This is a genomic window from Bacteroidota bacterium, from assembly GCA_018266755.1.
GTDB lineage: Bacteria > Bacteroidota > Ignavibacteria > Palsa-1295 > Palsa-1295 > JAFDZW01.
On the sequence record JAFDZW010000006.1, the window covers coordinates 87,789 to 101,947 of the forward strand.

At 54.7% G+C, this 14,159-nt stretch carries 13 protein-coding genes; 1 reads left to right on the top strand and 12 read right to left on the bottom strand.

Features of this window, described 5'->3' with window-relative positions:
• Positions 1 to 82 precede the first annotated feature (82 nt).
• From JSS75_12710 to JSS75_12765, 12 genes are all read right to left on the bottom strand, one after another.
• Positions 83 to 1,498 (bottom strand): aldehyde dehydrogenase family protein, encoded by a 1,416-nt coding sequence (locus JSS75_12710; GenBank protein ID MBS1904561.1) that lies wholly within the window; start codon positions 1,496 to 1,498, stop codon positions 83 to 85.
• Positions 1,499 to 1,567: 69 nt separating this feature from the next.
• Positions 1,568 to 2,890, bottom strand: a complete 1,323-nt coding sequence (locus tag JSS75_12715) for an AAA family ATPase (protein MBS1904562.1) — start codon at positions 2,888 to 2,890, stop codon at positions 1,568 to 1,570.
• An 87-nt stretch (positions 2,891 to 2,977) separates the two neighbouring features.
• On the bottom strand, positions 2,978 to 5,401 hold the full coding sequence (locus JSS75_12720; GenBank protein ID MBS1904563.1) for a hypothetical protein: 2,424 nt from the start codon (positions 5,399 to 5,401) through the stop codon (positions 2,978 to 2,980).
• A 9-nt stretch (positions 5,402 to 5,410) separates the two neighbouring features.
• Positions 5,411 to 5,821: a hypothetical protein gene (locus JSS75_12725; GenBank protein MBS1904564.1), complete on the bottom strand. Its 411-nt coding sequence runs from the start codon at positions 5,819 to 5,821 to the stop codon at positions 5,411 to 5,413.
• 146 nt (positions 5,822 to 5,967) lie between these two features.
• Positions 5,968 to 6,438: a 30S ribosomal protein S7 gene (gene rpsG, locus JSS75_12730; GenBank protein MBS1904565.1), complete on the bottom strand. Its 471-nt coding sequence runs from the start codon at positions 6,436 to 6,438 to the stop codon at positions 5,968 to 5,970.
• A gap of 120 nt (positions 6,439 to 6,558) precedes the next feature.
• Positions 6,559 to 6,930 (bottom strand): 30S ribosomal protein S12, encoded by a 372-nt coding sequence (locus JSS75_12735; GenBank protein ID MBS1904566.1) that lies wholly within the window; start codon positions 6,928 to 6,930, stop codon positions 6,559 to 6,561.
• 178 nt (positions 6,931 to 7,108) lie between these two features.
• Entirely contained in the window at positions 7,109 to 7,606 is a 498-nt protein-coding gene (locus JSS75_12740; protein MBS1904567.1) for a hypothetical protein, read from the bottom strand.
• Between the two features lie 86 nt (positions 7,607 to 7,692).
• A complete protein-coding gene (locus tag JSS75_12745) occupies positions 7,693 to 8,181 on the bottom strand; it encodes a hypothetical protein (GenBank protein MBS1904568.1) in 489 nt (162 codons plus the stop codon).
• A gap of 135 nt (positions 8,182 to 8,316) precedes the next feature.
• Entirely contained in the window at positions 8,317 to 8,976 is a 660-nt protein-coding gene (locus JSS75_12750) for an HAD-IA family hydrolase (protein MBS1904569.1), read from the bottom strand.
• Positions 8,963 to 9,373: an HIT family protein gene (locus tag JSS75_12755; GenBank protein MBS1904570.1), complete on the bottom strand. Its 411-nt coding sequence runs from the start codon at positions 9,371 to 9,373 to the stop codon at positions 8,963 to 8,965. Before JSS75_12755 ends, JSS75_12750 begins: the two co-directional genes overlap by 14 nt.
• Complete coding sequence (locus JSS75_12760; protein ID MBS1904571.1) at positions 9,373 to 12,261, bottom strand: valine--tRNA ligase; 2,889 nt, start codon at positions 12,259 to 12,261, stop codon at positions 9,373 to 9,375. The genes JSS75_12755 and JSS75_12760 overlap by 1 nt, the downstream gene beginning before the upstream one ends.
• A 310-nt stretch (positions 12,262 to 12,571) precedes the next feature.
• Positions 12,572 to 13,408 (bottom strand): hypothetical protein, encoded by an 837-nt coding sequence (locus JSS75_12765; GenBank protein MBS1904572.1) that lies wholly within the window; start codon positions 13,406 to 13,408, stop codon positions 12,572 to 12,574.
• 197 nt (positions 13,409 to 13,605) lie between these two features.
• On the opposite strand from JSS75_12765, the gene JSS75_12770 reads away from it, so the two are divergent.
• The gene (locus JSS75_12770; protein ID MBS1904573.1) at positions 13,606 to 14,157 is read left to right on the top strand and encodes a glycoside hydrolase family 108 protein; all 552 of its coding nucleotides are present in this window, start codon (positions 13,606 to 13,608) and stop codon (positions 14,155 to 14,157) included.
• The last annotated feature ends 2 nt before the right edge of the window (positions 14,158 to 14,159 follow it).

Genomic DNA, 14,159 nt, shown 5'->3' on the forward strand with positions numbered 1-14,159 from the left:
CTCTGCCTCCTCACTCCGAACACTACCCTGGATAGGATTACCATCTGTTGCTATCTGCAAGGCAAGCCGTGAGCCTCCAGCATCATGGCTTTACCAACACCTTCACTTCGCACATTTCCTGCATTGCCCACGTGACCCCTTCGCGACCGAAGCCGGAATCTTTCACGCCGCCATAGGGCATCGTGTCGATTCGGAAGGTATTGGTATCATTGATGATTAGGCCGCCGAGTTCAAGTGTTTCATAGGCGTGACGGGTCTTTGTTTGGTCGGTTGTGAAGAGACCTGCTTGCAGACCGTATCTGCTCGAATTCACCCGGGATAACATCGCGTCGAAGTCGTCGTAGGGTTCGACGATTACCACGGGTGCAAACGCTTCTTCGCAGGATATCTCGCAATCGGTTGGGACGTCGGTCAAGACCGTCGGCGAGATCATCCGCGGCGACAGTCTCTCCCCCGTATGCTTCTTTGCCCCTGCGGCAACTGCGCGTTCCACCCACGTCCAGGCTTTCGATGCTGCGGCTTCGCTGATGAGAGGCCCGACGACTGTTGCGGCGTCGATCGGATCGCCAACCGTCACAGTTCCAGCGTAGCGCACGATGCGCTTTACAAGCTCACCGTAGAGCTCTCTGCGAACGAATAGGCGTTGTAGGCTGATGCACACCTGGCCTGCGTAGTAGAAAGCAGACGAGGCTAGCGTGGGGATCAGCTTCTCCCAATCGGTTACTTCATCCACAATGACTGCACCGTTGCCACCAAGTTCGAGCGTCACCTTCTTCTTCGGCGCCAGTGACTTGAGCTTCCAACCAACGGCTGCGCTGCCCGTGAATGACACCACTTTGATCCGATCATCCGTGACGAGTTCTTCGGCGACATCGTTCTCGCACGGCACTATATTGAGCCATCCGGGCGGCAAGCCGGCCTCCGTGAGAGTATCGGCAAGAAGAAAGGCCGTCAGCGGCGTCTGCGGGGCAGGCTTGAGAACGACCGAGCACCCACACGCGATTGCCGGGGCAACCTTGTGCATCACCAGATTCAGCGGGAAATTGAAGGGAGTGATCGCAGCGACGGGACCTGCGGGGAAATAGCGCATCGTTACGCTTCGACCGGCTGCATTTGGCGCACCCATTGTATCGACCGGACGATCATCGTCCCACGTGCTCGCTGCCGTAGCCGAAGCGGACATCGTGAACACAGCTCGGTCCACTTCGACCCGCGAATACGTGATGGGCTTCCCTGCCTCGAGGGTGATGAGTCGCGCGAATTCCTCTTTGCGTTCTTGGAGCAGGCGTGCGGCCTTCGTGAGGATATCTGCTCGCTGTTGGGCGGTGAGCGAGTACTGCTTCGGTGCGTCGGCGGCAACACCGATTGCCGCACTCATCTGCGCAGAGTCTGCGTAGGTAACGCTGCCGATTGTAGAGGAATCGTAGGGGTTAATAACAGCCCGTTCACCGGCATTGCCAATGATCTCGCTGTCTCCGATAAGGGGGTGCCTGTTCATAACAGAAGTGCCATTTCTTGCAGAGTCAAACAAGAAATGGCACAAAGGCATTGCCGCGAACGAAGGGCGTCAGCGCTTCGTGAAGGTGTACTGTCCCGCATCGGTATGGTCAACCATGATCGTGTCACCGCTCATGAAATCGCCTGCGAGTATCTTCAGCGCCAAATTATCCACGATGTGCTTTTGGATGACGCGCTTGAGCGGGCGGGCACCATAGATCGGGTCGTAGCCCGTTTTTGCGAGCCAATCGCGGGCGTTGTCCGTCACTTCGATCTTCAGACCTTCTTTCTCGCTCATCGCGATGACCGAAGCAAGCTGCAGATCGACAATGCGGCGAATGTCGCTTTGCATCAACGGCTGGAACATCACGATATCGTCCACTCGGTTCAAAAACTCCGGACGCATCACTTTTCGTAGTTCTCCGATGAGCGTGGTACGCAGCCCAGCCATGATCTGCTCGCGACTCGACTCCGTCATCCCCTGGATCTGCTGGGTGATGAGCTGCGAACCGATATTCGAGGTCATGATGATGATCGTGTTCTTGAAATCCACCGTCCGACCCTGCGAGTCGGTCAGCCGCCCGTCGTCGAGTACCTGAAGGAGGATATTGAATACGTCGGGGTGTGCTTTCTCGATCTCGTCGAGCAGGACGACACTGTACGGTCGGCGACGAACCGCTTCTGTGAGTTGCCCACCTTCTTCATAGCCGACATATCCCGGAGGCGCACCGACAAGACGCGAGACGGAAAATTTCTCCATGTACTCGCTCATATCAATGCGGACCATCGCACGTTCGTCGTCGAAAAGAAATTCGGCAAGAGCTCGTGCCAACTCCGTCTTGCCGACACCGGTGCTGCCGAGGAAAATGAAGCTCCCGATGGGGCGGTTGCGGTCCTGCAAACCGGCTCGCGAGCGTCGGATCGCGTTCGAGACTGCGATGACCGCTTCGTCCTGACCGACGACACGCTCATGGAGGTTATCCTCCATTTTTAATAGCTTTACACGCTCACTTTCGAGCATTTTCGAGACCGGTATGCCCGTCCATTTCGAAACGACTTCAGCGATGTCCTCTGCGCCAACTTCTTCCTTGAGAAGCTGCTCGTCCTTCTGGATCTTCTCCAGTTCTTCCTGCTTTTGGCGGATGGATTTCTCGAGCTCGACGATGCGGCCATAGCGGATCTCGGCGACTTTGGCGAGGTCGCCTTCGCGCTCGTAGCGCTCGGCATCGAGTCGTGCTTGTTCGATCTCCTGCTTATGGGCGCGAATATCTTTGATGAGGTTCTTCTCGAGCTCCCAGTGTGTACGAAGTTGCGAGCGCTCCTCGACGAGGCTTGCGAGCTCCTTCTCGATCTCGGCGAGACGGAGTTTTGTGGATTCGATCAATGATGGCATAGTCCGTATTCCTTACTGACTACGATATACGAAGTTGCCGACAGTCAGTTTCCGCCCTCGCGGGCGATGCCGGCTGCCGAACGGGACTTAATTTCGATAGATCAAACCGATCCGCGCCCCGAAGGTGGAAAGATGCCAGTTTAGATCGGTCACGGCATCGAAGAGGGGCATATTCAGATACAGTCCGGTAAGTAACGAGAAATTCTTGTTCAGCTTAAACTGGGCACCCGGCGAGAGTTCGAGCGCAAGCTGGAAATGCGTCGGATTTGGCAGCGATCCGCTTGCAACTGTGAGTGAGCGAACGCCGGTGCTTTTGCGCTCCGGGTCGATACTCGTGTTGTAATCGAGAGTCGCCGGGTAGAGTATCTCGCTAGTCTCCGTGTAGGAAGCGCTGAGCAAAATATCCGCCGACAGTCCGCCATAAAAATACAGCTTCTCGGGGATGAAATAATGGTAGAACCCGCCTTTGAGCGAGAGATAGCTCAGCGAAATATTCGTCGAGAACTGCTCGACCACTTTGATCTTCCGTGCACCGGCGGTGTCGCCGCCATAGTAGATCGAATCGTTTGCGAACGAGCTATGTAAGGCGTTCGCCGTTCCGTTATAGTTACTGAAGCCGATACCGCCCGAGAGCATAAACTTCTTGCTGAACGGGTAGATATAGCTCAATGCGATACTGCCGGAGATCTGCGACGTAAAATCGTTGAACACATCGCCACCCTTCAAATAGCTGGGCGGATTGAACGTCACGTTCGAAATTGTCGCCGACGGAGTCGCCGTGAGCTGGATCGTCCATGACTTGCAGCTCGGACAAAGCAAGCCCTTCCCTTCGTAGACTTGGTATGTCCAGACGTTGTTGACCTGCGTGCGACAGATCACATAATACCCCTCGTTCTTCGCCACATCGACAACCTTCAAACTCATAAACCCGCATTGTGCGGTATCGCGCACCTTGAAATAGAGCGGCAATTCGGGCGTCCCGGCATCGAATGGCGGGATCATTACCGGAGATTTGAAATTCGAACTATCGATCACCGTAATCGACTCGAGGCCCGCATCGAAGAGCCGGTCGTCTCGCGCAATCATTGCCAGCGGGCCGTTCGCATCGTCCGAGACGAGGTCGAGGACCGGATGCAACGTATCGGGTACGTCCGGGATAGTTTGTACCAATTGACCGCCGTTATTGCCATACGAATCGAAATTGTCCTCCGCCACACCAAAGCCGTAGGAGTAGAGTCCGAATGGTTGCTCGCACCGGATGCTGTGCGAACCGTAGCCAACCTCAATCTGGGCAATCGCATAGCGCGAGATGCCGATTGTCTTGAAATACTTTGGTGACAACGTCAGCCCATCGAGGCGCAACGAACTTAAGGCATCGGTCGGCACGACCAGATTGATAAAGTGGTGCCACGAACCCTTGATCGGCGTCGCAAACCGATAGTAGTTTAGGAACTGCTCGGTCGGTGTAATGAAGAACATGTTCGGATCGCCTATCTTGATCGAATCAGCATCGGATCCCTGCGCATACTCCGCGACGATCACCGGCTTATTGGCCGTGATGAACGTATTCTCTTTGAGATGATTGTTCTCATAGAACTCTCCGGCATTCTTCAGCTTGGCAACCACGTGATTGTCCACGAACACCTGCGTATTCGGTTCGCTGGCAACGACACGAATCACGTATTGCGCTTTTCCTTCCAAACGCCCTACATAGAACTGACGCCCCCAGCTTGGCACCGGCGGCTCTTGCTCCAAGAGCTGGTTGCAATAGAACACATCGGTCGGCACCTGGGCACACGTGTGACCGGCAAAAAACGCAATCGGCTTATTCGATACGACGAGCGTGCCGGTGAGGTCGCTGCGTTTCGCGGTATTATTGATGCTTTGGATCTGATAGACATCGCCTTTCTGCATCTTGACCGTATAGGTCTCTCCGGCGCGATGTCCTCCGCGCGTTTCCCCGCTAAGCGTGATCGTCACGAGTGTACCGTCTTCGGTGGCAACCCACGTCATCTGCGATGAGTACATATCCTGCTCGCTGAGCGGATAGTATCCGACGCCGCGATACACCTTCCCGAGTGTATTCGTCGGCAATGCAAGGTATGTATCCGTGCTCGCGGGACGATGCGACAGCCCATACACTGCAATCGGGTTATCGGCTTCGACGTGGATACCCACCTTCTGGATCTGATCGCTGCCAAGGACCTGAACGACGGAGTCAATATCGATCGGAAGGATCTCAGACGGTCCGATGGCAAAACGTTTTGTAATCCCGAGCCCAGGTACCGTAATCTGTCCGGTCGTGGCTTTGTCGCCGGTAATGAAGAGCCTGAAATTCAATCCGGCAAAGCGTTCGAACCGCGCGTTCTGCGGGAAGCACACCCAGAAATCCTTCCCTCGCGATTCCTGAGAGATCACTCGGCCGGCATCGGGCTGCGCCATCGCAGCCGACACGGTCAGCAGTGTGAGCAACAGTAAACGAAGTACTCCGGCGGGTCGGACGATCTGCATCGGGGACGCTTAGTGGATGATAATAAATCGCTCGTCCTGAACTTCGACCTGCGAGCCGTCCACTCCGTACCGAGTCAGCCGTATGAAGTACGTGCCGGTCGCCACGGTGGCCGTATTGAACGGAAACGAATGAATGCCGTTCGGTGCGGTTTCGTCGGGTTGCAGTTCGACGACGGTTCGGTCGTTAATATCGACGATACGCAGCGAAGTACGTTCTGCGTTGTGATTATAGTATTGGATCGTCATCGTCACGCCCTGACGAGCGGGCGACGGAAACGGAACAATGATATATGTATCGCGACGAGGACGCAACGGACCACCGAGTACAGAGTCCTGCGTCCCGGATGTCGGCTGCGCCTGGAGCATCTGCGGGAGCGCACAGAGAGCAAACACGAAGAGTACAATGCTTCTTCTTACCATCCTAAACCTATGATAGTAAAAGCCATTATAGAACGGCATCCGTACGCGATTTGATTCAGGAAAAAGCCGTGGACTATCCACAAAACAACAAAGCCGTCATTGCTGACGGCTTTGATGAGCGATAACTTCGATTGGCCTTCGGGCGCTTAGAAGCGGCTGAAGTGAGCGAATGCCTTGTTCGCTTCGGCCATACGGTGCGTGTCGTCACGCTTCTTGATGGTCGTGCCTTCGTTGTTGCTTGCAGCCAAGAGCTCGGCGGCAAGGCGGCCGGCCATCGACTTCTCTCCGCGGGCACGGCTATAGCCGATGAGCCAGCGAAGCGCGAGCGCCGTGCGACGCTCCGGACGGACTTCCGTCGGAACCTGGTAGGTCGCACCACCGACGCGGCGGCTGCGGACTTCGACTGCAGGCGATGCATTCGAAATAGCCTTCTTGAAAACTTCGAGACCGTTCTGGCCGCTCTTCTCCTGGATTGCATCGATGGCATCGTAAACGATGCGCTGAGCGACTGCCTTCTTACCGTCGTACATCAGCACGTTGATGAACTGAGCGACGAGTGTATCGTTGAACTTCGGATCGGGAACGCGTTCGCGCTTTAGTGCGGATTTTCTTCTCATTGGATTTTGATGCGATTTTTAGTTCTTTGTGTGAACGAACAAGATCGGCGCGGAGCCCTCTTGTCACCGTTCGCCCAAGGATCGCCCCCGGACGAACTCCGTTAAACTACTTCGTGCAGGTTATTTCGGACGCTTTGCGCCGTACTTCGAACGAGCCTGCTTGCGGTTCTGGACTCCCTGCGTATCGAGCGTACCACGGATGATGTGGTAGCGAACACCAGGAAGATCCTTCACGCGGCCGCCGCGGATCATCACGATGGAGTGTTCCTGCAGGTTGTGTCCTTCGCCCGGGATATAGGCCGTAACCTCGATCCCGCTCGTCAACTTCACACGAGCAACCTTACGAAGCGCCGAATTCGGCTTCTTCGGAGTGGTCGTATAGACACGTGTGCAAACGCCGCGACGCTGTGGTGAATTTTTCAGCGCGGGCGACTTGCTCTTGAACACCAATTCCTCGCGACCGAGGCGTACCAATTGATTGATCGTTGGCATCGAATAACTGTTTTCTTGCTGGATGCAATTATTTTTAAGCGAGGTGTAAACGAGTACCCCACTATTTAGGTTCAACGAAAATGGGGTCTTGGGGGCAATAACGCATGCGCTGGCCAGGCATTCTTCGGAACGAGCATGCGAGGGAGCATACGCACATGATCCAATCTAAGCGTTTGTTTTACTTGCGTTTAGTGCTCGTACGCAACGTAGGTTTCTCAGGCTTGGCAAGATTCCCCTCTTCCGCCTCTTCGGCAGTTCTTCGCTTCTTCGCTTGAACGGCGAGCTTTTCCATGCGCTCTTTGAACTGAGCCGGTGGGAATTCGCAGGCGGCCATTTCTTTGATCAGCTTCTCGGCCAGCGGCAGAGATAGCTGCGATGTGCTCTTGAAGTTCAGGCAGCCTTTCTGGAATTTGACCTTCGGCATCATCTTCCGGAAGTTCTCGTGCAGTGTCTTGCTGCCGTAGAGGACCATCGAATGCAAGCTCATGTGCTCTTTGCCAACGGCGAGGGCATACTTGAAGATATCGCCCTGCAAATATACGAGTGCCTCGCGACCCATGAACACGCTGACGACCTCGCGGACCAGCGGATCACCCTTGAGGATCATCGTCCGGAGCTTGGCGATCACGGCGCGCCGTTCCGGCGGCAGGGTTTCGAGGAATTCCTTCGGTGTCATAGGTACCCACTATAACTGAAGAAGGCGGCAAGAATTCCCTGCCGCCTTCATAGAATCGAAATACGAGAAATGGAAATACGATTTGCTTACTCGTAGCGAATCGACTTCGGATTCGAGGCATCCGCGACCATGCAATGGACCGACGGATCCTTATCGCTGACAAGCTGCTTGCCATCGTTCGTATTGACGAGCGTGAACTTCTCGACGTTCGGATTATCGATATCGCTGCGGCTGGCGGCTCTCCACACGTCTCCCTTTACGGTGTAGCCGACCTGACCGACCAAGAAATACCAATTAGTAGCCGAAAGCACGACGTTCGTGATCAGATCGCCGTCGCCGGCTTCGATGCAACGATCGACAGCCGTCTTCAGATTCGGTGAGCCCGTCGGAATGAAGATGATGATCCATGCGATATCGTCGCCTTCGAAGGAGCCCTTCTTGACGAACTTGCCGCCCGTCTCGACATTACAGTTCTTCGTCGAGATCACGGTGAAGTCACCGATACGCTGGGTACAGCCGCCGATGAAGCCTGCAAGAATGAAGACAATGGCGAGCAGTTTGAGATTCTTTGTCATACTGATTGAAATTAGTGATGATGAACAAAAACGATTTGACCGGGTAGCTCCCGAATCAATATGCAAAGATATAACAATTTAGAAACCTATTTCGGAATTTTGATTCTCAGTACAAACTCCCTGGCTCCTGTTTCCTTACTGCAAGATTACTGTATCGAGTTGTGAAACGGTAGGGATAACCGCTCGATGTGGGTGTTGTGCAAATGCGCCAGCCAGGGTCGGGCCACTCGTTACCGCAATAAAATCAATCGCTGCGGCCTGGGCCGCTTGAGCGTCGTGGATCGTATCTCCGGTATAGAGTGCGTGTTGCGGGGCAATACCCAATTGCGCAATCGCCTTCAGGAGGCCTTCCGGGTGCGGCTTATGGACAACGACATCGTCGCCGCCGACGATGACGCTAAAATGACGCTCCACGTTATGCTTGCGAACAATCTCGAGAAGCGGCTGGCGCGATTTGGTCGAGACGATGCCAAGAAGTACACCATTGTTCACAAACCGCTCCAACATATCGGCCACCCCTGAATAGAGGCTGCTGCTTTCAACTACCCGGGTGGATGCTACTTCGTAAAAGTGCGTCCGAAACCGCCGGACGTATTCGTCATCGTCGCGGTCAGTAAACGACTTGCAGATCACCTGCAACGGAAGACCGATCAGCGCGCGAATTGCGTCATCGGCAACCGAATCATGCCCCAGCGAACGGAGCGCATGGTTCACACTCTCGCAAATCCCAACCGACGAATCGCCAAGGGTGAAGTCGAAGTCGAAGAGGATGGCAGTGTAGTCAGTCCGTTTCAAGATCGTTCATTGCTAAGACCAATCGCTCTGCAATAGGTGCCAGATCATCTAGTGTGGCCGGACGAAGGCGATTCGGGTCAAGCTCCGCGACGTTATATACGGGCACGAGATGTAAGTGAACATGACGAACACTAAACCCTTCAATCACTAATCCAACTCGCGGAGCATCGAATGTCTTCTTGATGACGGCAGATAATTTCTGAGCATGCCGGAAAATTGTAGAGTATTGCGGCTCTTCCATGTCAAACACATAGTCAATGTGTTGCTTTGGGACGAGCAGGACGTGACCGGGATTGATGGGTCCATTTGAGAGGAATGCCAGAAACTCGTCATTCTCCCACAATTTGTGGGAGGGCGCCTCATCACGGATGATTTTGCAAAAGATACAATCGTCCATCAGCATACCTGCTGCTCCAACTTCACCATTTGCGCTTTGAAGCTTTCGAGCTTCTCTTTCTCTTTTGCGACAATGTGGTCCGGTGCGCGAGCGATGAAATTGGCGTCGCCGAGCTTGTTCGTGATCTGCTCGACGCTCTTGGCCAGGCGTTCGATCTCCTTTTTCAGTCGGTCTTTCTCCTTGGCTGCTTCTTCGGCATTGAGCGTCTCGAGCTTCATGAAAAGCTGACCTCGGCCACCGATGAGCTCGGTCGAATATTCTTTCGGAGAAAGCTCCGCGCCTCCGTCGAGTTCGATCGCCAGCCCTTCAGCGCGACACAGCCTATCAATGATCGTTCGTGCAGAATCAGCAAGTTTCAGATCGGCGTCCGACTTCATGCGCAGCACGAACTCCGCCGGCTTGCTCGGTGCGAGTTTCGCATTCGCGCGAAGCAAGCGGCCTGCTTCGACGATCTTCTGAATAAACTCGAAGTTCGCTTCGGCAGCGTCGTCGATCTTTCCTTCATCGGCGCTGATGTAGTCGTCTTTGCCGATGAGAATCGCATCGTCCGTACCCGTGAGCGCATGCCAGAGTTCTTCGGTCACGAACGGCATCACCGGATGCAGCATCCGCAGGATGCCCTCGAGGATCTCGACGGCAAGCGGAGTGGATTCCGGCTGCAGCTTGACGATCTCGAGATACCAATCGCAGTAATCTTTCCAGATGAAGTCGTAGAGGATTTTCGTTGCGTCGTTGATGAGGTAGCCGTCGAGTGACTTGCGGATTTCCTTCGCGGCGCGATTGGCGCGCGAGAGGATCCACTTGTCGGCGAGGGATGAAGCCGGTGCAGAGGCAAAACCTTTGGTGTCATTGCGAGGAGTCCGCGAAGCGGATGACGCGGCAATCTGAGAACTCTCGGTTTTCCCAATCATTCCAGATTGCTTCGCTTCGCTCGCAATGACATTTTGAAGCTCTGTATCGGAAGACTCGAACTTCGGTTCCGGATGCGTCGAACGATACTCGTCGCGCTTCATGATGACGAAACGCGTGGCATTCCAGAGTTTGTTCGCGAAGTTGCGGCCGATCTCGCAGCTTTCTTCGCCGAAGCGAACGTCCTGTCCGAGCGGCGCGAGATAGAGTAGCGTGAAGCGGACGGCGTCGGTGCCGTACTTCTGCACCAAGTCGATCGGGTCGGGCGAATTGCCGAGCGACTTCGACATCTTGCGTCCCTGCTGGTCGCGGATGATATTATGGAAGTACACATCACGGAACGGGATGCGGTCTTCCATCGACACGCGCGGCGAACCGTCTGCCTTCGGCATCCCCTCCGTGAATTCGATGCCGCCCATGATCATTCTGGCAACCCAGAAAAAAATGATGTCAGGCGCAGTCGAGAGCAAATTGCCCGGATAGAAGGTCTGAAGATCGACCGTATTCTCCGGCCATCCGAACGTGGCGAACGGCCAGAGCCACGACGAGAACCACGTGTCAACGACATCGGGGTCTTGCGTGAGCGGTCCGGTATAACCGGCCGTCTTCGCCTCAGCTTCGACCTCGCCGAGGTCGCGACCGACGAATATCTCGCCGTTCTCGCCGTACCACGCGGGAATGCGTTGCCCCCACCACAACTGGCGTGAGATACACCAATCCTTTATATTGGTCATCCAGTGACGGTAGGTATTGATCCACCGCTCCGGATGAAATTTGATCAGTCCATCCTCGACAACGTTCAACGCAGGCTCAGCAAGCGGCTTCATCTTGACGAACCACTGATCGCTTAGATACGGCTCGATCATCTCGCCGCCGCGCTCTGAGTATCCGACGGAATTCGTGTAGTCCTCGATCTTTTCGACAAGCCCAAGCTCCGTCAGGTCCTCGATGATTTTCTTGCGCGCAACGAAACGGTCGAGACCGGCATACTTCCCGCCGTTCTCGTTGATCGTTGCGTTCGGATGCATCACATTGAGCTGCTCGAGGTTGTGACGCAAGCCAATTTCAAAGTCGTTCGGATCGTGCGCCGGCGTGATCTTCACGCAGCCGGTACCGAACTCCTTGTCAACATAGTCATCGGCGATGATCGGGATCTCGCGGTCCATCAGAGGAAGGCGAAGCTTTCGTCCGACGAGATTCTTGTAGCGTTCGTCCGACGGATTCACGGCGACCGCCACGTCGCCGAGCATCGTCTCGGGGCGCGTGGTCGCGATGATGATCCACTCCGGCTCCCCTGCGTTGCGATCAATGAGCGGATAGCGGAAGAAGTGCAGCTTGCCTTGCGTCTCCTTATAGATCACCTCTTCGTCACTGAGGGCCGACTGTGCGAGTGGCGACCAGTTGATGATGCGCTTGCCTTTATAGATCAGACCCTTCTTGTAGAGGCGCACGAAGGCCTCGGTCACGGCCTTGTAATAGCCTGAGTCCATCGTAAAGACGAAGCGGCGCCAATCGGGTCCGCAGCCGAGCGCGCGAAGCTGCTTCTCGATAAAGTCGTTGTGCTTGTGCTTCCACTTCCAGACCTCGGCGATGAAATCCTCGCGGCCGAGATCGTAACGGGTCTTGCCCTGCTCGCGGAGTTGCTTTTCTACTTTCGTCTGCGTCGCGATACCGGCATGGTCCGTCCCGGGCATCCAGAGGGATTCATGGCCAAGCATGCGGTGATAGCGGATATAGGTATCCTGGATCGTATTATTGAGAGCGTGACCCATGTGCAGAATACCCGTCACGTTCGGCGGCGGCATGCAGATGACGAACGGCGACTTATCGATCGCGCGGCGACCGGTCGGGTCCTGCGGTGCCTGGTCGGGACGGTAGGCATAGAAGAGCCCGCCCGACTCCCAGTTCGAGTACCATTGCTTCTCTACTTCCTGCGGGGCATAGGCCTTCGCTAACTCTCGCTTTGCGGATTCAGACATTCAGTATCGTAACGTAGTAATTGTCAAACGATAACGCATATACGGGTGGGAAGTTCGACGGCGTAGCGGAGAAATTACAGGCCAGTACGACTCTGAATTGAGCGAGAAAGATATTTACCCAACGGTCATTCTGCGCAGAGCGAAGAATCCCTGCGGCGGAGCCTCACTGTGTTTCATCGAGGGATTTTTCGCGGAGTTTACACTGAGCACAGCGAATGTGCTCAAAATGACAGTACCTCGGAATGAAGTAATGACTTATTTCGACCATCATCGGCTCAGAAACGACTAAGAGACGGAGGGTCGACCTGTGCTATCGGATGACCAGGACTTTTGTCGATCGGTTCTCTATACGGCAACGGTAGCAGCCGTTGGGGATCGTCGCGAGGCTTATCTCGGTATGCGACGCACCCCCAGGAACAACCTCATCGGCGATCGTGCGTCCGAGTAGATCGGAAAAAAGAAGATGACACTGCGTCTCGACTGCTGGGAATGTAACATCGAGACGGTTTCCGTCAAGCGATGTTCTTAGTGGGAACGTTGCATCGGACGTCGTGGCGCCGCTTACATCTAATGAATCGAACAGAACCCTTGATATCTCGAATTCGACGGCGCTGCTCGGCAGGAACGTGCCAAGCATCGTGTCGGTCACATCGATCTGATAGCCGGAGCCACTGTGGTCGCTATACGAAGAATCCAGCCGCGTTATATGACCTCTGAGAGCATCGCCGGTGAGCGAGAGAACATACGTCGAGTCGGTCGTTTGCATGTGCAGCCCTTCGAGATTGATCGCAATTTCGCTGGCGGGTCCGTTGCCCCTGTCGAAGAGTGAGACTGAGACGATGGTGTGCGTCAGACGATCGAGTCCAAGGGTAATGATAGAGCCGCCGCGCAAACGATCGAACATCGCTACTGTATCGTTGACGGTAACCGTGCTGAACAATTGCCAGTAGGACGTGCTTTCATTCACAGTATCGCTGCCTGTAGTAACAGTCCAGTTTCCTGTTTCGCCGTAATCGGTCTTTTCGGTCCAGGAATGGCTGAGTGGGATATCGGTCACTCTGAGGCTCCAAGTACCATGCTTAGTTTGTGCAACGGAGCTGCCAACAACAAGCGATGCAAGGAATATGAGTACGAGCGTAAGTTTCACGAGATCTTGTAGCTTCTTTGATAGGAAACACTCACAACGGTGCATAGTTACAAGCGAGATGGGCAGCGAATTATGAAATAGGATTCATTCTACTGCACCGGCAACCGGCAATCATGTTGAAACAGTGAGGCTGGTAATGACCATACGTAAATGCCTCGATCGTTTCGTATCTTTGCTGACAGAAAGGAACCTACATAATGTCAGCATTCAACGATGCACTTGCCTTTACCCTGAAGTGGGAGGGCGGCTATTCCAACAATCCGAACGATCCGGGTGGGGCGACGATGAAGGGCGTCACACAGCGAGTATATACGGCATACCTGCAATCACACGGGTTACCGAATACCGACGTGCGCAACATCACCGACGACCAGCTCAACGACATTTATGCATCCGAGTATTGGTCTCCGTCGCATTGCCAGTCGATGCCCGCACCGGTCGGAGTTGCCGTGTTCGACCTTGCCGTCAACGGCGGCGTCGGTCGCGCAGTGAAGATGTTGCAGAGCACGCTCGGCGTCACTGCCGACGGGATCTTCGGTCCAGGCAGTCTTGGAGCACTCAATGCGCAAACATCGAATGCCGCCGATACATCTGCGTTCGTAACGAACTATCTCAATGCCCGAGAGAACTACTACCGAACGCTCGCGACACAGAACCCGAAACTGCAAGTCTTCCTCAAAGGCTGGCTCAACCGTGTCGAAGCATTGAAAACGTATCTGGCCAACTATCAGCCATCCCAACCGGCGTAACC